Annotated in this window: 14 protein-coding genes and 1 pseudogene; 12 read left to right on the top strand and 3 right to left on the bottom strand. The window is 43.0% G+C overall.

What is annotated here, in order from left to right:
• The first annotated feature begins 425 nt into the window (after nucleotides 1-425).
• The 5 genes and pseudogenes from JMY09_RS03875 (at nucleotide 426) to JMY09_RS03895 (ending at nucleotide 7,731) form a co-directional block, all read left to right on the top strand.
• Nucleotides 426-2,075 (top strand): DUF389 domain-containing protein, encoded by a 1,650-nt coding sequence (locus JMY09_RS03875; protein ID WP_201622274.1) that lies wholly within the window; start codon nucleotides 426-428, stop codon nucleotides 2,073-2,075.
• A 196-nt stretch (nucleotides 2,076-2,271) separates the two neighbouring features.
• A complete protein-coding gene (gene alaS / locus JMY09_RS03880) occupies nucleotides 2,272-4,944 on the top strand; it encodes an alanine--tRNA ligase (RefSeq protein WP_201622275.1) in 2,673 nt (890 codons plus the stop codon).
• A 384-nt stretch (nucleotides 4,945-5,328) separates the two neighbouring features.
• On the top strand, nucleotides 5,329-6,615 hold the full coding sequence (locus JMY09_RS03885) for an aspartate kinase (protein WP_201622276.1): 1,287 nt from the start codon (nucleotides 5,329-5,331) through the stop codon (nucleotides 6,613-6,615).
• Between the two features lie 381 nt (nucleotides 6,616-6,996).
• Nucleotides 6,997-7,164, top strand: a pseudogene (csrA, locus tag JMY09_RS03890) (carbon storage regulator CsrA); the annotation flags it as partial.
• 192 nt (nucleotides 7,165-7,356) lie between these two features.
• Complete coding sequence (locus JMY09_RS03895) at nucleotides 7,357-7,731, top strand: HopJ type III effector protein (RefSeq protein WP_201622278.1); 375 nt, start codon at nucleotides 7,357-7,359, stop codon at nucleotides 7,729-7,731.
• Between the two features lie 146 nt (nucleotides 7,732-7,877).
• Here the strand turns inward: JMY09_RS03895 and JMY09_RS03900 are convergent, their stop codons facing one another.
• Together JMY09_RS03900 and JMY09_RS03905 are read right to left on the bottom strand one after the other, a co-directional pair.
• On the bottom strand, nucleotides 7,878-8,189 hold the full coding sequence (locus tag JMY09_RS03900) for a YeaC family protein (RefSeq protein ID WP_201622279.1): 312 nt from the start codon (nucleotides 8,187-8,189) through the stop codon (nucleotides 7,878-7,880).
• Between the two features lie 45 nt (nucleotides 8,190-8,234).
• Nucleotides 8,235-9,239, bottom strand: a complete 1,005-nt coding sequence (locus tag JMY09_RS03905) for an NAD(+) kinase (protein ID WP_201622377.1) — start codon at nucleotides 9,237-9,239, stop codon at nucleotides 8,235-8,237.
• A 412-nt stretch (nucleotides 9,240-9,651) separates the two neighbouring features.
• On the opposite strand from JMY09_RS03905, the gene JMY09_RS03910 reads away from it, so the two are divergent.
• A complete protein-coding gene (locus JMY09_RS03910) occupies nucleotides 9,652-10,374 on the top strand; it encodes a Bax inhibitor-1/YccA family protein (protein ID WP_201622280.1) in 723 nt (240 codons plus the stop codon).
• 136 nt (nucleotides 10,375-10,510) lie between these two features.
• Here JMY09_RS03910 and JMY09_RS03915 read toward each other — a convergent pair whose 3' ends face one another.
• Nucleotides 10,511-13,420, bottom strand: a complete 2,910-nt coding sequence (locus tag JMY09_RS03915) for a heavy metal translocating P-type ATPase (RefSeq protein ID WP_201622281.1) — start codon at nucleotides 13,418-13,420, stop codon at nucleotides 10,511-10,513.
• 357 nt (nucleotides 13,421-13,777) lie between these two features.
• Between JMY09_RS03915 and mrcB the strand changes: the two genes are divergently transcribed.
• From mrcB to purH, 6 genes are all read left to right on the top strand, one after another.
• Nucleotides 13,778-16,216 (top strand): penicillin-binding protein 1B, encoded by a 2,439-nt coding sequence (gene mrcB, locus JMY09_RS03920; protein WP_379606730.1) that lies wholly within the window; start codon nucleotides 13,778-13,780, stop codon nucleotides 16,214-16,216.
• Nucleotides 16,217-16,367: 151 nt separating this feature from the next.
• A complete protein-coding gene (locus JMY09_RS03925) occupies nucleotides 16,368-17,387 on the top strand; it encodes a tetratricopeptide repeat protein (protein WP_201622283.1) in 1,020 nt (339 codons plus the stop codon).
• A gap of 63 nt (nucleotides 17,388-17,450) precedes the next feature.
• The gene (gene prmA / locus JMY09_RS03930; RefSeq protein ID WP_201622284.1) at nucleotides 17,451-18,377 is read left to right on the top strand and encodes a 50S ribosomal protein L11 methyltransferase; all 927 of its coding nucleotides are present in this window, start codon (nucleotides 17,451-17,453) and stop codon (nucleotides 18,375-18,377) included.
• Nucleotides 18,378-18,542: 165 nt separating this feature from the next.
• Nucleotides 18,543-19,589, top strand: coding sequence for a DUF3426 domain-containing protein (locus JMY09_RS03935; RefSeq protein ID WP_201622285.1), 1,047 nt, complete (start codon nucleotides 18,543-18,545; stop codon nucleotides 19,587-19,589).
• Nucleotides 19,590-19,801: 212 nt separating this feature from the next.
• Nucleotides 19,802-20,095, top strand: a complete 294-nt coding sequence (locus JMY09_RS03940; protein WP_227677159.1) for a helix-turn-helix domain-containing protein — start codon at nucleotides 19,802-19,804, stop codon at nucleotides 20,093-20,095.
• A 149-nt stretch (nucleotides 20,096-20,244) separates the two neighbouring features.
• Entirely contained in the window at nucleotides 20,245-21,822 is a 1,578-nt protein-coding gene (gene purH / locus JMY09_RS03945; RefSeq protein WP_201622378.1) for a bifunctional phosphoribosylaminoimidazolecarboxamide formyltransferase/IMP cyclohydrolase, read from the top strand.
• Nucleotides 21,823-21,905 lie beyond the last annotated feature (83 nt).

Below are 21,905 nucleotides of genomic sequence, written 5' to 3' on the forward strand. Positions count from 1 at the left end.
TATCTTGTATATCTACTTTATACCTTATATCCACACAATTAGTAAGTATTTCCAATAGACGCTACAGCCTTTTATTTTCAGTGACTCCTATCTAAAACCATGATAAGATTAGGGAGTTATTTGAGGTGCAAAAAAATATCTCTAGTAACCACCTTTTACTCAGTATTAAACCTTAGCGATAACTTTGTTACTATATAATCACCATAAAGTTACTAAATAGTTAATGAATATTTAATGAATAGTCACTGCGTGATTACTTTATAACTACTTTTACCATGCCTCTAACACCTCCGCCTTTTAGCTTCTCTTTATACTCCTATTGTTAACAGAACCTCTGCTATCGAGTCATAAAAATATAGACATCTTTTGAGCTTTATCATTACAATAAGAATTTTGTCTTATTCTATGACTAAAGTGACCTTATCATGACTTCACCCTCTAACCCTCAGCAACCATCCGTAACACAGACTGATAATAGCGACGGTTACGAAGACGCTAATTTGCAAAGTGCACAGGCCGAGAATGAAGATTATGCTAATGGTGATAATCTGCTAAGCACTCAAGACGATTTAGCCGCCCAACCCTTTAAGTTCAAAGTAAAAATGACCTCACCTAGTCCCGATGTGGTTATCGCTACTGTAGAGCCTGAAATCGAAGCTGTTGCAAGCTCTAGTGATGAGTTAAACGCAGGCTTAGATACAAGCTTAGATACAAGCTTAGATACAAGCTTAGATACAGAGTTAAATGATGTTATCGACATAAACGCTGAAGATAATAGTCATACCACTGTCGATAGCACCCTTGATAGCTCCCTCGCTAAAAACGGCGCTGACGATATTTCTTCTAATAGCCCTGCTAATGGCCCTTCTAATAGCACTCTACTAGCGGCAGCAGACCGTAAGAAAAGCAATGCAGCGCTAGAGTCAGAGTCTATAGCTTCGGTGGAATCTGCAGAACAGGAAGAGGAAGAAGAAGTTAAAGAAGTCAAAGAAGCTAAACTCGAGTCCTACAAACAGTTTATCGCTAGACAATTTAGCGATAAAAAAATAGATTATCCGGAAGTACGGGTTACTATCGAAGCTAACGCCTTACCTAGCAAAATGTATTTCGTGATGAATGTCTTGTCAGCGATCATTGCCAGCTACGGGCTAGTGACCAACTCTGCGGCTGTAGTCATTGGTGCTATGTTAGTTGCGATGATGCTCGGCCCTATTACTGGCGTGGCGCTAGCTATCATTGATTACCGTATGCCACTACTACGCAAATCGTTAATTACTGTCTTGCTTGGTATATCTTTAGTAGTGCTAGTAGGTTTTGTGGTCGGCTGGTTACATAAAGATCAAGCGCTGACCGCAGAGATTTTATCGCGTACTCAGCCTACCTCGATGGACCTAATGATAGCGCTAGCTGGTGGTACGGCAGGGGCTTATGCCATGGTATCGCCGCACTTATCGGTGGCGGTAGTGGGAGTGGCGGTAGCTACCGCTTTAGTACCCCCTTTAGCCGCCAGCGGTATCTTATTCGCCAATGGCGAGATGCAGCTTGGACTGGGCGCTTTACTACTAGCCATTACTAACATCATCGCTATCCAATTCACTAATGCGCTGGTGCTATGGTTCTTAGGCTTTCGCCGTTTAGTAGATGACGATTATAAGTCGAATACTTATTTAACTTTTTTGCGACGTAATGCGGTTACTTTATTGTTGTTAGTAGGCTTAGGTATTTACTTAACTATCAACCTCAATACCAATGCCAAGCAGCAAACCTTTGAGAACAATGTGAAAGACTCGATTAACAGCTACTTTATAGATAAAGGTAATGTATTGACTAATACTCAGTTTGATAAAGCCAATGGTTACCAAACCATTCGTGCGGTTATTCGTGGTGAGACTACGCCTAGCTCTTACGATGTCCGTCAAATTGAAGCCACTATCACTCAAAATATGGCTGATAACTTTCCCGATTACTTACCCATTAAGCTGCAGCTGCGTTATCTACCAGTGCAAGTTATTGAGTCCGATCCTCTTATTGCCGACCAGCTGGATAGAACGGATGCCGCTATCTTGAGCAACTAATGACGTTGTACTTTACAAAAACTAAGCCTAAGCTATTAGCAGTAACATTTACTGCTAAGCGTAAGCGTGAATGGTCAAACACCTTATAAGCATTTGTGCTAAAATCGCTTGCAAAATTATTTAATCAAATTTTGCGCCATTTTCACTTCGTTCTACTTCATTTGTCACTTATTCTATCCGCCAGTAAGGAGCCGCTGTGAGCCAGCCATTTCGCTCAGCCGATATTCGCCAAGCTTTTATCAATTTTTTTGTGAGTAAACAGCACACCTCAGTACCCTCATCGAGCTTGATTCCTCATAATGATCCGACCTTGTTGTTTACTAACGCCGGTATGAATCAGTTTAAAGAGACTTTTTTGGGTATGGAGCCGCGCGATTATACTCGTGCAGTGACCTCGCAAAAGTGTGTACGCGCTGGTGGCAAACACAATGACTTAGATAACGTTGGCTATACCGCACGTCACCATACTTTCTTTGAGATGCTAGGTAACTTCTCCTTTGGTGACTACTTTAAGCAAGCAGCTATCGCTTATATCTGGGAATTTTTGACTGCAGATGATTGGTTAGCTATCGATAAACAGCGCTTGTATGTCACAGTCTATGAGACTGATGATGAAGCCTTTAACATCTGGCATAAAGATATCGGTATTCCAGTAGAGCGCATCATCCGTATTGGTGACAATAAGGGTGCCCCTTACGCTTCTGATAACTTTTGGACTATGGGTGATACAGGTCCTTGCGGCCCTTGTACTGAAGTGTTCTATGATCACGGTGCTGATATAGAAGGCGGCTTACCTGGTACTCCTGAAGAAGATGGTGACCGTTATATTGAGATTTGGAACTGTGTGTTTATGCAGTTTAATCGCCAAAAAGACGGCACGATGCTGCCTTTACCTGCTCCTAGTGTCGATACTGGCATGGGTCTTGAGCGTATCAGCGCTATCATGCAAGGCGTTCATGGTAACTATCAAATCGATTTATTTGAGCATCTGATGGATGCAGCTGCTGCTGTTTTAGAGATTAATAATGAGCAACAAGCCTCGCTTAAAGTGATCGCTGACCACATACGGGCGGTATCGTTCTTAATTGCTGATGGCGTGATGCCTAGTAATGAAGGGCGTGGCTATGTGTTACGTCGAGTCATTCGTCGTGCCGTGCGTCATGGTAACAAGCTTGGCGCTGAGAGTGAGTTTTTCTATAAAATGGTTGCGCCTTTGGTTGCTGAGATGGGTGCTGCCTACCCTGAGCTAACTGAAAAGCAAAGCATCATAGAAAACGCTATCCAAAAAGAAGAAGCGCAATTTGCTAAGACTCTAGCACAAGGGTTACGCTTATTGGCTACTGAGCTTGATGGCTTGCAAGATGGTGACGTACTCTCAGGTGAGGCCGCTTTTAAACTTTATGATACTTATGGCTTCCCACTAGATTTGACTGCTGATATCACTCGTGAGCGTGGTATTCGCATCAATGAAGATGAGTTCGATGAACACATGCAAGCGCAGCGTACTCGAGCGCGTGATGCTGGCAAGTTCGATGTTGATTATAGCAGCGTCATTCAAGTCGATAATCCTACTGAATTTATCGGCTACGAGCATTTAGTAGATACTGATGTCGAAGTTATCGCTGTTTATCAAGACGGTAATCCAGTGACTAGCTTAGCTGAAGGCGACGAAGGGGTTGTGGTACTCAATCGTACGCCTTTCTATGCTGAGGGCGGTGGCCAAGTCGGTGAGCTTGGCGAAATTCGTACGGCTTCTGGGGTTTTTGAAGTCCAAGATACCAAAAAATCTGGCCAAGCGATCATCCATTATGGGGTGGTCAACATGGGTACTATTAATAGCAACCAGAGCGCAGAAGCTCAAGTGCTCTCTAGTATTCGCGCCGCTAGTGCTAAGAACCACTCTGCCACTCACCTATTACACGCCGCATTGCGCGAGGTACTAGGCGATTTAGTCAGTCAAAAAGGCTCTATGGTCTCCAGTGATGTGCTACGTTTTGACTTTGCTTATGATCAACCAGTAACTGCTGCTGAAATTAGCCGAGTCGAGCGCTTGGTTAATGAACAAATTCAGGCCAATACCACTGCTCATATCGAGAGTATGTCTATCGATGAAGCTATGCAAAAAGGCGCTATGGCTTTGTTCGGCGAAAAGTATGGTAGCGATGTTCGAGTGCTAACTATGGGTACTGATAGCATCGTTAATGGCAAACCGCAGCCTTTCTCTATCGAGCTATGTGGCGGTCTGCATGTCAAACGTACTGGTGATATTGGCTTGTTTAAAATCACTAGTGAGTCTGGTATTGCTGCTGGCATACGCCGTATTGAAGCCGTTACGGGTATGGGTGCTATTAAGTATATTCAGCAAAATGATGAGCAGTTAAGTACTCTTGCCAGCCAGCTAAAAGTCAAACGTCCCCAAGTTGCCGAACGGGTACAGACTATGGCTGATAAGCAGCGCGATTTAGAAAAACAGCTGGAGCGTTTACAACAGAAGCTAGCCAGCGCTCAAGCCGCCGATTTACTTAGCGAAGTACAGACTATCGCCGGTATTCCAGTATTGATTAGTACTTTAGCTGGCATTGACGGTAAATCGATTCGTCCCTTGATGGATGATATCAAGTCAAAACTACCTGATAGCGTTATAGTGTTAATCGGTGATAAAGAGGAGCAGCTGGCCCTCTCAGCGAACGTTGCTAAGTCAGTCACTAGTCGTATAAAAGCGGGTGATATCATTCGTCATTTAGCTGGTGAGCTTGGTGGTAAAGGTGGCGGTAAGCCTGACTATGCTCAAGGCGGAGCACCAAAAGCAGCTAACACTGTAGCAGTTATCAGCGCACTACCCGCTTGGATAGAAACGCAACTGGGCTAAGCTGTAAGCTGGCTATCCTGAGATAGCTAACTTGCTACAACCGTATGGCTAAGCAGTATGACTAGATAGCATGGCTAAACAGTACCAAGCGCTCAGATAGGATAAATAATAACGGCTACTAGGATTGGTTATGATTGTCTATAACCAATCGCCATGTATCTAACTATACTTGCGACTTAATTTTGGCGTGCAAATATGGTATAACGTACATGGCCTATCTGTATATCAAAGCATGACTAGCAAAGCTAATACAAGCTGGCAGAGCTAGGCTAGCACCCCATTCTTATAATCCGGCTTTATCTGTCATTGATGTCGATGCGGAATCCTATTGGTTTTAATCGACCATGATAGATAGCCCTTGGTGAATAATAGGTAAGAATTTTTATGGCATTAATAGTACAAAAATACGGCGGCACCTCAATGGGTAGTATTGACCGCATCAAAAATGTCGCTAAGCGGGTCAAACGTTGGCACGACCACGGTCATCAAATCGTGGTCGTAGTCTCTGCTATGAGTGGTGAAACTAACCGTCTGATCGATTTGGCACGCCAAATTAGTAGTCAGCCTGACCCACGTGAATATGATCAAATGGTGTCAACTGGTGAGCAAGTATCGATCTCGCTACTAGCTATGGCGATTAAAGAGCTTGGCATTGGCGCACGCTCATTCACTGGCCGTCAAGTAGCGATAAAAACGGATGCTGCCCATAATAAGGCTCGTATTGAGTCGATTGATGATAAGAATATTCGTGAGCAATTAGATGCGGGCAATGTAGTGATAGTCGCCGGTTTTCAGGGTATCGATCAGTATGGCAATGCTACTACCTTAGGTCGTGGTGGTTCTGATACTACTGGAGTCGCTATTGCTGCCGCTCTGGGCGCTGATGAGTGCCAAATCTATACTGACGTTGATGGGGTCTATACTACTGACCCACGCGTAACCTCAAAGGCCAAAAAGCTTGAAAAAATAACCTTTGAAGAGATGCTAGAGATGGCCAGTCTCGGCTCAAAAATATTACAAATCCGCTCCGTAGAGTTCGCGGGCAAATATGGCGTGCCGTTACGAGTATTATCGAGCTTTGACACAGACACTGATGGCAGCTTTGACGAGCATTTCAAAAACAACGTTGGCACTCTAATTACCATAGACGAAGGAGATAGTATGGAACAGGCAATCATTTCAGGTATCGCTTTTAACCGTGATGAAGCAAAAATTGTAGTACGCGGTGTTCCTGATCACCCAGGTATTGCTTCCGCTATCCTTAGCCCTATTGGACGTGCCAATATCGAAATCGATATGATCGTACAAAACCTATCGACTAATGGCACCACTGACTTCAGCTTTACTGTTAATCGCAGCGACATGGACAAAACCATGAAGGTGCTTAATGAAGAAGTTAAAAATGAGATTGGTGCTACTGATGTACTAGGTAACAGCGATGTGGTCAAAGTGTCACTAGTCGGTGTTGGCATGCGCTCTCATGCTGGTGTAGCTAGTCTTATGTTCCAAACTTTGGCTGAAAACAATATCAATATTCAAATGATATCGACCAGCGAAATAAAAGTATCTGTCCTGATTCAAGAACAATATTTAGATAAAGCAGTAAAATCACTACACACCGCTTTTGGTCTTGACCGTGAAGACGGTGAGAGTATTGTCGCCGGACAATAGACTTACTAATAGAGTTTATAAAAGACTTATAGCCCCAATTTAATAAAACAGGATTGTTTATAATCCTGTTTTTTATTATTAATTGTTACTGATGGCGGGTTTACCTACCAATTTTGTGAAAATCAGTGACAGCCCTTACTAGGCAACTTATAATAGACGCTTCATCTGGGCAAGATGAATTTTTTAATTATTATCATCGTTATTCGCACTATTTTTCAACAATCTACTGAACCTTAATTTTGGTTATGATTAACAAGTTAAATCACTCTGTTTTTCATAGTTTATAACTATTGGGCTAGTTTTTGGTAGCGATGGTATACTGCAACTGAGATATAACACCATGCATAATAGTTTATTACTGCGACATAAGGAGTGTGACGTATGTTGATTTTGACCCGCCGCGTTGGCGAGACATTGATGATTGGCGACGAGGTTAGCGTAACGGTCTTAGGCGTTAAGGGCAACCAAGTACGTATCGGGGTAAATGCACCGAAAGATATTGCGGTACACCGTGAAGAGATATACCAGCGTATTCAAGATGAACGTTCGGTGCAGTCGCAAATGCAGCATTTAGAGCAAGGCAATTTTGCACCGTCATTTGATGATGAGGACTATTTTAATCGTTAATAATCGATTGCTATAGAGTCTTATTAAGATCTTTCATTTTTAACCCTAACTAATAAGCATCTATTAAACACTTTTAATACTAATTAGTTTAATTTGCTTTAAGGTCATCTACTTATGAGTATTCGCCAGTCAGACGTATCAGCTCTGCTTAATGGTTTGAGTAAAAGAGCTCTTGGATTCAATGATGTTATCAGTTTTATTGATGACTTCTATCGTTACGCTCCTAAATCATTCACTAATGGCATGGTTCATAATGCTGCTGGTGATAACGAAGGTAGTGCCAAAATTTTTGGTTTTGCCCTGCATCATGGTCTTAGCCAATTAGACACTCTCAAACTATTTGGTGAATACTATAACCAAGTACTAGAGACGCCTAATGGTACTGATCACGCCAATATTCGTAACTTTCTACATTGGGGCTGGCAAGGATTCTTGATGCAAAAGAATCCACTAACTGTACGTCCAAGCGTCGATACTACTGCGCTTTAGCACTGTACTAGCTTAAAGTTAATATCAAAAAGAGCCAAGCTATTAGTAATAGCTTGGCTCTTTTTAATGGTTCTAGATTATTAGCACTCTAAGCCTAAACGATTAGCAATAATATTGGCTTAACAGGTAAAGATTTAGCGCTATATCTATTTGTCGCGGAATTTTACTGGCTGTATTGCCCCTTTGGGATTGGGCATATTAGGATAATGATGCTCATGTTCCACATCACATTCAGCGCCTACCGTAGAGCCATCTGCCGCTACTGGCTTATGTATGTAGCCAGTGCGCTCAGCAGGGGCTAAATGTTCATGCTCCCATATCATTACTGCTTGCATACAAGTCTCACGCTGATCATCAGTCAACTTGCGCCCATCAGGCCATTTTCCCAACTCAATAGCCATACGAAACTTGTCAGCAACTTCTGGGGTTAGACTGGCTAATATGCTTTGTTTATCCATGTTATTTGCTCCACTTACTTTTTTACAGGCTACTATTAAAGACGTTTATTGACCTTCTATAATATCATCATCATCATCAAGATCGAACTCTTCAGCATGGACGTTCCAGTGTAGCTTAGTACGACAAGCTTCATAGAACTCAAAGCCAGGCGGATGCAATAAGGTCAGCTTATCAGGATGCTTACGGATATATAGACGCTGCTGCTGATCTAAGGCAATGCTGGGCTTACCATCAGCGCTCACCATAGGCTGAGTGCGATTATCTTCATGAATACGGATGCAAATTTCACTGTTGCCACTGACCACGATAGGCCGACTCGACAGGGTATGCGGATGCATAGGTACTAGACAAATAGCATCCATACTAGGGTGAACAATAGGACCGCCCCCTGATAACGCATAGGCCGTTGAGCCAGTGGGCGTTGCTACTATTAGACCATCGCTATGCTGTCGATAAACGTCTTGACCATCAATTTTCATCTGAAAGTCAATCATATGTACTGACTTGCCAGCATGCAACACGATGTCGTTAAGCGCCATATCTTCATGAATGATCCTATCGCCTTCTCGTATCTCCATAGTTAGTAAGAAGCGATGATCGAGCTGGTACTCACCCATTAATACTTGGCGTAGCTTTAAGGCCACCTCATTAGGTTTTACATCAGCTAAGAATCCTAGACGACCACGGTTGACCCCTAGTACTGGTACCCGATAGCGAGCGAGCGCTTCAGCAGCATGCAAAATAGATCCATCGCCACCAACTACAATAACTAAATCAGAAATCTCACCGATTAAACTACGCTTGACGATTTTAACTTTTTCGATTTCTGTTAAGTCTAAAGTAGGCAGTTCTGCGGTTTCTACATCCATGATCAAGGTCAAACCCATCTCATTAACGATATTTGCAACTTGTACTAAACTTTGGGTCACACTACGCTTTCCAGCTCTACCCATTAAACCAATACGGCGAAATGCTGGGTTCTTTATAGCGTGAAATAGCTCTGATTGGTGTAAATGCGGCAATCTTGTCGACTGCGCTGAGTTTTCCATAGATGACTCGGCATAGCGTTGAGTGGGCAGACAATAGTAAATTGCCTGATGAAGGTACATCGCTTTATTGATAACAATGATAACGAGAAATAAGCGCTTAGACCAGCCCGTTTTATCAATCATCATTGTTAATAATGATAATAACCCCCATATATTGATTATCAAATATCTATTTATGAAGCATTATACTGCTACTTAGTGTCTGCTCAATGCTACTAATCTATTTATCTCGCTGCTTATTTATCTGAGTACAATTATTAGTTAATAGTAGGGAAGTTAGTAGCTAACCTCAAGGTAAGCAGGCGACTTGAGCGCTTAAAACACTCACGCAAACACCGTTGACAATAATTACGGTTTTGCTAAAGTAGCAAACATCTATATTATTTTTTTATTTCTTATTAAGGATACAAGTATGGCAAATCCTATTGTCAGTCGCGCAGAACTTGCGATCGGCGGTGAGCCAATGACCGTCAAAGGTGTAATACAAAAGACCAGTTTATTACTGGGACTGGCGGCTATCACTGGCGTCGGCTTCTTCTTTTATGCGCTTATGGCTGGTTTATCGCAAGGTTTTATTACCATGGCCGCTTTTGGTAGTATGTTTGCCGCCTTTGGTTTAGCTTTGTTTATTACTTTTAAACCTCATAAAGCCAAAACCTTTGCCGTACCTTATGCGCTATTAGAAGGTATTTTCTTGGGTGGTATCTCACTATTCTTTATGAGAATGTACCCTACTGTACCTGTAACCGCGATGTGTGCTACTTTTGTCACGGCCGCAGTAATGCTTGGATTATATCGTTCTGGGCTGATCAAAGTCACGCAAAAGCTCCGCTCAATCGTAACTTCAGCGCTTATTGCTATTATGCTAGTTTATGTGGCGCAATGGGTGTTATCTCTAGCTTTTGGTTCAAGTCTCCCTTTCTTGTTTGAAGGCGGCGCTATCGCTATAGGTTTTAGCTTATTTGTGATTGTTATTGCTTCTTTTACTCTATTACTCGACTTCGATAACATCGATCGTGGTGTAGCCGCTGGTATCTCAGAAGATTATGAGTGGTTATTTAGTATTGGTATTTTGGCTACTTTAGTGTGGATGTATATCGAATTTATGCGTCTACTTAGCTATTTACAAGACTAATTGAACGACTAGTATTAGCAGTATTAAATAATAAAAACCGTCGATAATTAGATTATCGACGGTTTTTTTATGGCTAAAGGTTTTATCTTTATAGTAAGTACCGCTATTAACCAAAGGCTATCAAATAACCTCTAGATTAAGCGCGTTTTAAACGTAGCGCATTTAACACTACCAACAGTGAGCTTAGCGACATGCCAATAGCAGCCAACCAAGGGGGTACATAGCCAAATATAGCCGGTATTAGCACAATGCCGTTATAAGCTAAGGCCCAGCGGAAGTTTTGTCTAATAATACGCTCAGTTTTATCAGCAATACGCTTAGCCGCAGTGATAGCTTCGATCTGACCATTAAGAATAATACTATCGCTTGATACTTGTGCTAAATCTGCAGCACCAGCAATGGATGTAGAGACATCAGCTGCTGCTAATACTGGTGCATCATTGATGCCGTCACCGACCATCAACACTACCCCGCCTTGCGCTTGTATCTGCTGAATATGATCGACTTTACCAGTAGGTGACAAACCATTATAAGCCGACTGCATCCCTAAAGACTTAGCCATAATTAGTGCTTGCGGACTAGGATCACCCGTCAGCATAACTGACTCTAGACCAGCAGCCTTAAGGGCATCAAGCATGGCTTGTGCAGTGTCACGTACCTTGTCGTTAAAATAAAAACAAGCTAGTGCTTGCCAGCTAGCTACTGGTTCGCCAGTAGTCGAAGACATCTGTTCGTTAACTTGCTGACAAGAGAGCACTACTGCTGAGCTGGCCCGCTGACTGACTAAGTCGATAGTGACTTTATCGCTAATTACTTTATCGCTGATTACTTTATCGTTGGTCGCTGAATTTTTAGAATTAGCATCGCCGCTATCTAAAGCAAAATCAAGATGACCGATTCGGTATCTTACCCCATCGAGTAGTGCCTCGACCCCGCCAGCTGGATAATGAATCAACTGTTGGGTTGCTGGTAAATGCAGTTGATAAGCAGCCGTCAGTAACGCATGAGCAATCGGATGACGACTACCGACTTCTAAAGCTGCGGCAATCGATAACCACTGATCTTTTTGTACTGCTAAGTCCAGCTCATTATTAGGCTTTAGTAGCTCAATATTTAATAAGTTAGGCTTACCATAAGTCAAAGTACCCGTCTTATCAAAGCCTACGTGGGTAATCTCAGCTAAAGTCTGCAAAGTATGACCACGAGTAGTTAGGAATCCGTAGCTTGCCAATCTATTGGTGGCTACCGTTAAAGCAATCGGGGTGGCTAAAGATAATGCACAAGGACAAGTGGCGACTAGCACTGCTACTGTCGCCCAAATCGCTTGACTAGGATCAACGATATACCAGCCGACAAACACGAATACTGATAACACTAGTATCCGCGCTACAAACCAGCGTGCTAGTTTATCTGCTTGCTGGGCCAGCTTAGGTTTTTCACTCATCGCCCGATTCATTAACCGATCAATCAGCCCGATCTGACTATCTGCTGGCAAGGCCGTAACTAACATCTGAAATGGTTGACTATCGTTTTGCGCCCCACCAATAATATAATCGCCTTGGGTTTTTATAATCAAGTCGCCCTCGCCCGTTAGCAGGCTTTGCGAGACTGTTGCCGTTTGACTGAGTAAAATACCATCACTGATAATCTCAGCCCCAGCTTCAATCATAATAATGTCACCGACTTGCAAGCTATGAGCGGTCACCATTTTCTTGGCTACTGCTGGCTCTGCTTGTTGCAAAGCGCTGTTGCTAGCTAGAGCTTGCTGCTTATTCTGCTGCTGCCAAGCAATGGCAACACACTCAGTGATAGCATACAGCTTACTATCCATCCCTTGCATAAAGTTTGCCGCTACATCCATAGTCGGCGAAATAGCTAGAGTAGCAGTCGCCTGGTTAGCAGCTGTGGTCATAGCGGCATTAGTATTAATATTAGCAGCGCCGTCGATATCAGTAGCAGCGCTAGGTGCAACCGGCTTCGTTGAGCTCATCTGTTGCAATATAAGGCTAGCAGCCTGTTTATCTTCGGCTATTTTCTCTACTAATATAGGCTCGATGACTACTAAATCATTAGCCATAGTAGCAGCTTTTAAGCGTGCATTGTGCTCGATATAGCGTCCAGCTAATAGGAAGAAAATAAACATACTAACCGAATCATAATAAGTCTGGCCGTTGCCAGTGATAGTGGCGTAGAGACTAGCAAAAAAAGTAACTATCAGTGCCACACTGACCGGCACATCCATATTGACTTGCCGAGCACGAACTGCTGACCAAGCGGAGGTAAAGAACGGCACGCCAGCATAAAAGAACACCGGTATGCTAACGAATAGAGATACCCAGCGCAAAAAGTCGCGTTGCAGTATTAACATACCGCTATGCTCACCAAAGTACAGCGCCACTGCATACATCATCGCTTGCATCGCCCCAAGCGCCGCAATCCCTAATCTCAATAGCATTTTATTATTATGTTTGGCGAGCATAGCCTCATGGGTGTCTTGCCGATACGGCTTGGCCTCATAACCGATTTCGTTGATGACTGCCAAGATACGACTGATAGGTAATTTAGCTTCGTCCCAAACGATGCGCATGCGCTGATTGGTCAGATTGACCTGACACTTACTGATACCGTCAATCTCATACAGTCTCGACTCGATCAACCAAGTACAAGCGGCACAGCGTAAATTATTAACAGATAACTCAGCGACGGATAGACCATCTTGCGCATAGACGAACTGCGACTTAATCTCTTGGTGATCATAAGCTTCTAAGCGCGTCAACTGGATAGGCAAGCTAGCCGTACGGTTAATCTCTGAGCGATCCAAATAATACTGCTCAAGACCGGCCTCAACGATACTTTGTGATGCCAACTGACAACCCATACAGCACATCTCACGTGCGCTACCTAGTACGTCAGTATGGAACGGTGGACGTGGTACAGGATCCCCACAATGAAAGCAGTGGCCAATTGGTGGCAATACTAGCCCTTGAGTAATCGAGTGATCATCGTAGTTAAGGGTATTCGATGGCAGTGATGAAACGCTAGACATGGTATTTAGTATTTCCTTTAGACAAATTTGCTAAGCGATCTACTGCTGTTAATTCATAAAAAACACATCATAACAGCGCCGATAAGTTGCTATTTTATATACTGTTTATAGACTAAATTAACGGCCTTAAGCGCTTTATTCAAAGCCAACTGGCATTTAATGCTATTATGATAGCGCTAAAGTCATAACTAGCAATGGTTATTATACACCCTCACAGCTCAAAGCTAATCAATAGCTATGGTGATGATGATAGATTGAAAGTTTTATCAATTTACGTCATTATAAAGCAGTTTTTTATATCCAAACGGTGCGTTATCAGTGCAAAAACCCTATTCTACTCCGCCAAAATCAGCCAAAATGGTAATAAGCACTCTGCCCTCGCAACAGCGCGGTTTAGTGATTAGCAGCATTTTGTTGATTATTGTCATTGCCGGTATGGTGCTCTTTGCCCTCTACTTAGTCAAACTTGATCGCACTATTACTAAAAAGTTTGAAGGCAAGCGTTGGGATATCCCAGCCAAAGTGTACTCGCAGCCCCTTGAACTCTATCAAGGCGCTAACGTCGATAACGATACTATGAAGAGTTGGCTTGAGCTGCTAAATTATCGCAGCAATACAGCTTATGACCGTACTGGTAGCTATCATAAGTCGGGTAATAATTACTTTATTCATACTCGTGGCTTTAGTTACAGCGCTAATGACGTTGATAAAGAACAAGTTATCAAGATGACCATCTCTGATAATAAAATCTCAGCCATTCAAAGCACTCAGCAGAATAAAACTGGTATTATCCGCCTAGAGCCAGTGAATATCGGTGGTATCTACCCTGATAATAACGAAGACCGCATGGTGGTCTCTTTAGAAGATGTGCCGCAACCACTTATTGATGCTTTAGTAGCGACTGAAGATCGTGGTTTTTATGAACACAAGGGCGTCTCTATACGGGGTATTGCGCGGGCATTCCTTAATAATTCCTCCGGCGGCGCTCGGCAAGGTGGCTCAACTATCACCCAACAGCTGATAAAGAACTTCTATCTGAACTCAGATCGCACTTTAAAGCGTAAAGCTAATGAAGCTTTGATGGCGGTATTATTAGAGTTACATTATACCAAGGACGAGATCCTACAAGCCTATCTAAATGAAATCTATTTAGGTCAGAATGGCAACCGTTCGATTAACGGTTTTGGTTTGGCCTCGCAGTTTTATTTTGATCAGCCTCTTAATGAGTTGCGGGTTGATCAACAGGCTTTATTAGTCGGTATGGCCAAAGGTCCTAGTGTTTATAACCCTCGTCGAAACCCTAACGATTCTAAAGCGCGCCGTAATACTGTGTTAAATAACATGCTGACTATTGGGGTGCTAAATCAACAAGAGTATGACGCCGCTATCAAGAAACCTTTAGGCGTGGTTGATAAGCCGGTAGAAGGTAAGAACCGTTTTCCTGACTTTTTAGATATCGTCAAACGCGAACTCAATGATGTTTACTATTCCGATGATCTAAAGAATGAGGGTTTGATTATTATCAGCACCCTCGACCCTATTGCTCAAATGGCCGCTGATAAAGCCGTCAGCAACAAACTTAGCGATTTGCGTCGCAATAGTAGCAAAACTAAAGACTTACAAAGTGCCTTAGTTAGTGCTAATCCTGAAACTGGTGAGCTAGTTGCCGTGGTAGGTAGTGGTAGTGAGTTTACTGGCTTTAATCGTGCTGTCGATGCCAAGCGTCAAGTCGGCTCGTTATTGAAACCGATAATTTATATGACCGCTTTAGAAAGTGGTCGCTATAATTTGGCAAGCTCTGTTGATGACTCTCCTATTACTGTCAACTTAAACGACGGCACTAATTGGAATCCAAAAAATTATGACAACCGTGATCATGGTTATGTCCCATTGACTACGGCCTTAGCCAAATCCTATAATCAAAGTGCGGTACGCTTAGGTATGGAATTTGGGCTAGATTCATTTGCCAAACAGTTACGACGCTTAGGAGTTGAAGAAAAAACCCCTCCTTACCCGTCAGCATTGTTAGGTTCTTTCAACCTTAGCCCGATGGATATGCTCGGTGTCTATCAAGTGTTTGCTACTGGTGGCTTTCGCACGCCTATTCATAGTATTCGTACGGTTGTCGATGATCGTGGACGTATTTTACAACGCACTGGGTTAAATACTCAGCGTAGCGTACCACCTGAAACCAACTACTTAGTTAATTATGCGCTACAACAAGTGGTTAAAGACGGTACTGCTAAGAGCATTCAATCTCTAGGTAGTAACCTCAATCTAGCCGGAAAAACAGGAACCACTAATGACTTTCGTGATGCTTGGTTTGCTGGCTATAGTGGCAACTATGTGAGCGTAGTTTGGGTAGGTCGTGATGATAACAAGCCTATAGGTCTCAGTGGTGGCAGCGGTGCGCTACCGGTTTGGGTCGATTATATGAAGCGCTTAAAGTTGACGCCAGTGTCTATGGCTGAGCCTGAAGGTATTGAGTGGTTATGGCTTGAAAACAACTCTGGTAAGCTCTCTAACGAGCGCTGTGCTAATGCCCGCTACTTACCGGTTCTCTCTGCTTATTTGCCAGAAGAAGCTAGCAGTTGTGCTCTTGACTTATATCAGCAAGATCGGGATCGTGAACAATCGCAGCTGGAGGGTGAACAAGACGCTATCAATCGCCAACGCCAGCGTGAAGGGTTAGATACCCCTAATGGCGATGGAACACAACAAAATGATAATCAAGCAGGTGGCGAAGGACAAAGAAACGCCGACACTTGGTATGATCGAGCCCTTGAGTGGTTCTAGTGCTTGACCCACTAGTAACTAATGACTCTAGCAGCTCATTAGTCTAGTAACTCATTAATCTAAGCAGCAGTCATAGAAAGTTATGACTGCTGTCTCTACACGTATTAAAATAAATATTTTATCAAAAATGTGGTGAGAAAAGGGTGTCAACATGGCAATATTTAAGCAATCAGCAGTGCCTATAGCTATAGAATATAACAAACCATCTATCCGCTTATCGGCTAAGGTCAGGCTGACTCAAATAATTATTGCTGAGACTACTACTGGCCACACTACAACTAATAAAGCCTTACTTTGGCAAACAAGATGCTCTAAAGGATTACTGTCCATAAGCGTATTGTGTGGCTGCTTGCTATTGGGTGCCTGTCAAACTGCGCCACTTTCGTCAGCAACACCTTCCGTGACTCCTTCAGTAAAAAGCCCCGATGCTTCAGTGACAGTAGACTCTGAGTCTACAGTACAGCGCACTATAATTATCCCTAGCGCCGATGAGTTAGCACAAGCTGATAGTGACTACACTATTGATGAGGATAGCTACGCTAATGACGATTACTCTGACGATGGCTATTATAGTAATGACGACTACGCGGATGATGCTAACGACTATACTATAGAGCCGTACATACCACCTGCTGCTAGTAATACTACGCCTTCTACTCCAGCACCTCCTAATGCGGCTGTTAATCAGTCAATTAATCCACCAGTGTATGAGACCAACACTGTGCCAAGTGCTGCTGCACCTTCCAACCGTGATCCGGTCAGCTCAAGGCTACCGCCTCTGCCCTCGCACAATGATCTATTAGAGCGTGCACGGCAAAATTCTCAACAGCAAACTCGTCAAGCCACTGCTAACAGTAGTAGCTTGCTGGCGTTTCGTAACTTGATGCAAGTTGGTATCAGTCAATTAAAAGCTGGGCAATTGACAGCAGCAGAGAGTAGCTTTACTCGTGCTCAACGTCTGGCCCCTAAATCTTCAGCGGTCTATTTCTATTTGGCACAAGTTGCCCTGAAGAAAAATCAGCCTCGTAAGGCAGAAGCTATGGCGCGTCGTGGTCTAGTCGTTTCTGAAGATGCCAGTCGTCGTCATGCTCTTTGGCAGATTATCCTAAAGTCTGGACAAGCGCAAAACAACACCCGAGTGATTAATGAGGCCAAACAAGCCTTGCGCTAACCACTAAGGTGCTAAGGCAAATACTTTACCTATTTTTATACTAATTTTAACTGAGGTTATCTTATGGCATGGCAACAACTACACTTACAATGTGAAAAAGCGAATGTTGATCTTGCTGAAGCGCTACTGCTAGAAGCAGGCGCTTTATCTATCGCTCTCGATGATGCTGGAGATCAGCCTTTGTTTGAGCCGCTTCCTGGTGAATCACCATTATGGGATGAGGTAATCTTAACGGGGCTATTTGACGCTAGTGCAGAGAATGGCAGTCGACAAGCCGTTGAACAACTAAGTCATGAGATTGCTGCAGAAGTTAATGCCAGTCGTATTTGGCTTACTGCTGTTGCCGACAAGGATTGGGAACGTGAGTGGATGAGCCATTATCATCCTATTGAATGCGCTAATGATCTATGGATTGTACCTAATTGGCTGACCCCACTTAAACCTGAAGCTACTAATATCATCATGGATCCGGGTCTAGCTTTTGGTACTGGCTATCATGCTACTACGCGTTTATGTCTAGATTGGCTGACTGAACAAGACTTAACCGATAAAGTAGTGATCGACTATGGTTGCGGTTCAGGTATCTTGGGAGTGGCTGCTTTGTTATTAGGAGCAAAGCATGTTTATGCCGTAGATATCGATCCACAAGCGGTACTTGCCACCAATCAAAACGCTGCTCGCAATAATGTTGAAGGTCAGCTACAAGCGTTTTTACCTGACGATTTCCGAGCCTTCTGTGCTGAGCAGCAAGTCAGTGCGGTTAATGTGATTGTGGCTAATATTTTGGCCAAGCCATTAATAAGCCTAGCTCCTTATTTTGCCACCCTAATTGCCGATAAAGGTCGAATCGTGTTGGCAGGCTTGATTGAGTCGCAGACCCAACAAGTTAGTGACGCTTATAGCCCCTATTTTGCCTTAGATGCCAAGCATGCCTATACGGCACAAGAGGATCAACATTGGCAGCGCTTATCAGGGACTTTTACAGGCTAGCAACATCTGATTACATCTGTTACGATAGTTACTCAGCTAAAGTTTATAAATTTAACACTATAATCTGCCTATAAACTTTTTTTAGGGCAAATTACTAGAGATTCTGTCTTAGGGAGCAGCATTCGGTAAACCATACTATTGCTTTATCTTTTAGGATTCAATGACATGACCCCTTCGACTCAAACTCTCTGTCCGCATTGTCTTAGTGGTTATGACTTGCCAGCAGCAAAGTTAGACCAAGCGGCATATAGGGGTCATTGTAGTGACTGTCAGCAGATTTTTTTAGTTAATAAAGCCTTATTTGATACTAGTGTTTATAAAGCTTCTAAATACTGTAAAGCTTCTAAATATAATGGAGTCAGGGCTAACCAAATTAACTCTGCTGTTGATATGGTCAGGGGTATACAGGGTGTTACTGATGTTGATGTTGATACTGCTAAGCTAAATAGTATTAATAGCGCTAAATTTCATTCTGAATCGATAGAGCCAATTGACTCTATAGCTTGTCAGCACTCAGCAATTGATGATGGTGAGACTAATGTGTGGCAAACCCTGTTAGATGAGGCATTGAGTGAGGATATAGACAATGTTCACCCTTATCAGGCTACTGATAAAGTCGCTGAACCCAGTGCGGTTACTCCTTTGCCAACTAGTAAAAACGCTATAGACTATTCTCAATCCATAGGTCAACAGTCTAGAAGTAATGCGCAAGCTCGTAGTCAACCTATAAAGGCAAATCCACACACACCTTTAGCTTCACTACTATGGTTAGTAGGTTGTCTGGTACTAGTGCTATTACTATTTGCACAATACGTTATTTTTAACTTAAACACTTTGATTAAAAACCCAGCTTATGCTGCAAGACTACAAGCCCTTTGCTCGGTAGCCATTTGTAGCTTGCCTAGTGCTAACTTAGCTATGTTTAGTATAACTAAGCAGTCTTATAGCAGCAGTCAAGTAAATACAGGCAATAATTTTAGTGATATAAAAGCAAATATAATCAATAAAAGTACATACAAACAGCTACTGCCTAGTTTAAAAGTGACTGTTTATGATAAAGCTGGCTTGCTTGGCGCTTTTATCGCTATGCCAGAGGATTATTTACTCAGTAACCAAAGCCAAATTGCGGGTAATAAGAGTAAATCATTAATGTTCACTATCCCAGTAGCGGTACAGAAAATTCAGCAAGTTACTATCGAGGCTATTTATTAGTTATTAGGTCGCTGATTGCTGCTTACCGACTATCAATAATAAGACCTTTTGCTTGTTACTGACTCTGTCATCTTATAACCCTATAGTTTATTATCAGTGTTACCTGCTGCTCATCTCAAGGATATTACTTTATGGCATCCCATGCACACAACTCTGACCATTTTGCTCATAGTGCTGATGCTACTACTGATCACAACTGCCCTAGTCAAACTATGGCCGCTATAATCTATGAGGATAGCAATAAATCCCTAGAGGCAACTAGCGCTATAGAAAGCGTAGTACCGCTACATATCCATGTAGAACATGCTGTGCGCCAGTATTTTAATGCTCTAGGCGATGAGCTCCCGACTGACTTATACGAGCTTATTTTGAGGCAAGTAGAATTACCGCTACTAACTGTAGTCCTTGAGCAAAGTCGTGGCAATCAGTCCAAATGCGCGCAAATTTTAGGTCTCAACCGTGGCACGTTACGCAAAAAACTAAAGACTTATGGCTTGATGGCATAGAGTGACTGTTTATAAATTGCTTATAGATTATTTATAAACGCTCATCCACTTTTGTATAAAGTGCTTAAATGTTTTATGATGCTTACTCGTTTTCCCTCGTTCTCCTTTGCCAGACACCGTGTCAGGCTTTTTTTATGGAAATTTGTCTTATGGGTACAACAGCACTTGCACTACTCTCGGTCTCTAACAAATCCGGTATTGTTGAATTTGCTCAAGGTCTAATCAAATCAGGCTTTGGCTTATTATCAACTGGTGGCACTTATCGCTTACTTAAAGAACACGATATCGCCGTTACTGAAGTGTCGGATTATACCGGCTTCCCTGAAATGATGGATGGGCGTGTTAAGACACTACATCCTAAAATTCACGGTGGTATTTTGGGTCGTCGTGGTGTCGATGATGAGATCATGAGCGCACATGCGATCGATCGTATTGATTTAGTAGTCGTTAATCTATACCCGTTTGCCGAGACTATTGCTCGCGCTGATGTGACTATGGATGAAGCTATCGAAAATATCGATATTGGTGGCCCAACTATGGTACGTGCAGCCGCGAAAAACCATGCTCATGTGGGTATTGTGACTGACCCTACTGACTATCAGCGAGTGCTTACTGCCCTAGGTGACGATACCAAATTGAGCGCTGAATTACGCTATGATTTGGCAGTAAAAGCCTTTGAACATACCGCTCAATACGATGGTATGATTGCCAACTTCTTAGGCTCTCGTGTTAATGAAACACAGCAACCAGAAGCCTTTGCGCGCACTTTTAATCTGCAGCTCAATAAAGTTCAAGACCTACGTTACGGCGAAAACCCTCATCAACAAGCCGCCTTTTATGTTGAGAGTCAATCAGCAGCTAGTCAAGCTTCCATCGCCACTGCTAAGCAGCTACAAGGTAAAGCGCTGTCGTATAACAATATTGCCGATACCGATGCTGCTCTTGAATGTGTCAAAGCGTTTAGCACCCCAGCTTGTGTCATCGTCAAACATGCTAACCCTTGTGGTGTCGCTATTAATAACGATCAAGTAGCGGCTTATCATACCGCTTTTAGTACGGATCCTGAGTCATCATTTGGTGGTATTATTGCGTTTAATACCCCATTGACGGTGGCTACTGCCAAAGCTATTATCGATAGTCAGTTTGTAGAAGTTATCATTGCCCCTAGTATTGAAGACGGTGTATTGCAAGTAACTGCTAGTAAGAAAAACGTCCGCGTACTAGTCTCAGGTGCGCTACCTACTCCAGCTGAGCGTCATGCGCAACTAGATTACAAGCGGGTAAATGGTGGTTTACTAGTACAGCAGCAAGACTTAGGTATTATCACTGCTAATGAGCTTAAAATTGTCACTGATATCCAGCCTACTGAGTCGCAAATTGCCGACTTACTATTTTCATGGACCGTGGCTAAGTATGTGAAGTCTAATGCTATTGTTTATGGCAAAAACCAGCGTACTATAGGCGTGGGCGCAGGACAGATGAGTCGCGTTAACTCAGCTCGTATCGCTGCTATCAAAGCTGAACATGCTGGACTTGCTACTGCTGGTGCAGTCATGGCCTCAGATGCTTTCTTCCCCTTCCGTGATGGTATTGATAATGCGGCAGCAGTCGGCATTTCTGCGATTATTCAACCGGGCGGTTCTATGCGTGATGACGAGACTATCGCTGCTGCTAACGAGCACGGTATCGCTATGGTATTTACTGGCATGCGTCACTTCCGTCATTAAGCTGACAGCAATAAGTTAGTAGCAAAAGCGTTTAGCTAGTTACCGCTTAAACCTTAAAACCAAAAAAGCCACTGCGTTAACGC

Origin of the sequence: Psychrobacter urativorans (genome assembly GCF_904846695.1) — a bacterium.
Taxonomy (GTDB): Bacteria; Pseudomonadota; Gammaproteobacteria; order Pseudomonadales; family Moraxellaceae; genus Psychrobacter; species Psychrobacter urativorans.

Coding starts and splice junctions, on each gene's coding strand:
- JMY09_RS03900 (WP_201622279.1), bottom strand. CDS start 8,189: ATGGATAAACAAAGCATATTAGCCAGTCTAACCCCAGAAGTTGCTGAC.
- JMY09_RS03895 (WP_201622278.1), top strand. CDS start 7,357: ATGAGTATTCGCCAGTCAGACGTATCAGCTCTGCTTAATGGTTTGAGT.
- JMY09_RS03940 (WP_227677159.1), top strand. CDS start 19,802: ATGGCCGCTATAATCTATGAGGATAGCAATAAATCCCTAGAGGCAACT.
- JMY09_RS03925 (WP_201622283.1), top strand. CDS start 16,368: ATGGCAATATTTAAGCAATCAGCAGTGCCTATAGCTATAGAATATAAC.
- JMY09_RS03905 (WP_201622377.1), bottom strand. CDS start 9,239: ATGGAAAACTCAGCGCAGTCGACAAGATTGCCGCATTTACACCAATCA.
- JMY09_RS03885 (WP_201622276.1), top strand. CDS start 5,329: ATGGCATTAATAGTACAAAAATACGGCGGCACCTCAATGGGTAGTATT.
- mrcB (WP_379606730.1), top strand. CDS start 13,778: ATGGTAATAAGCACTCTGCCCTCGCAACAGCGCGGTTTAGTGATTAGC.
- purH (WP_201622378.1), top strand. CDS start 20,245: ATGGGTACAACAGCACTTGCACTACTCTCGGTCTCTAACAAATCCGGT.
- JMY09_RS03910 (WP_201622280.1), top strand. CDS start 9,652: ATGGCAAATCCTATTGTCAGTCGCGCAGAACTTGCGATCGGCGGTGAG.
- JMY09_RS03915 (WP_201622281.1), bottom strand. CDS start 13,420: ATGTCTAGCGTTTCATCACTGCCATCGAATACCCTTAACTACGATGAT.
- JMY09_RS03875 (WP_201622274.1), top strand. CDS start 426: ATGACTTCACCCTCTAACCCTCAGCAACCATCCGTAACACAGACTGAT.
- JMY09_RS03935 (WP_201622285.1), top strand. CDS start 18,543: ATGACCCCTTCGACTCAAACTCTCTGTCCGCATTGTCTTAGTGGTTAT.
- prmA (WP_201622284.1), top strand. CDS start 17,451: ATGGCATGGCAACAACTACACTTACAATGTGAAAAAGCGAATGTTGAT.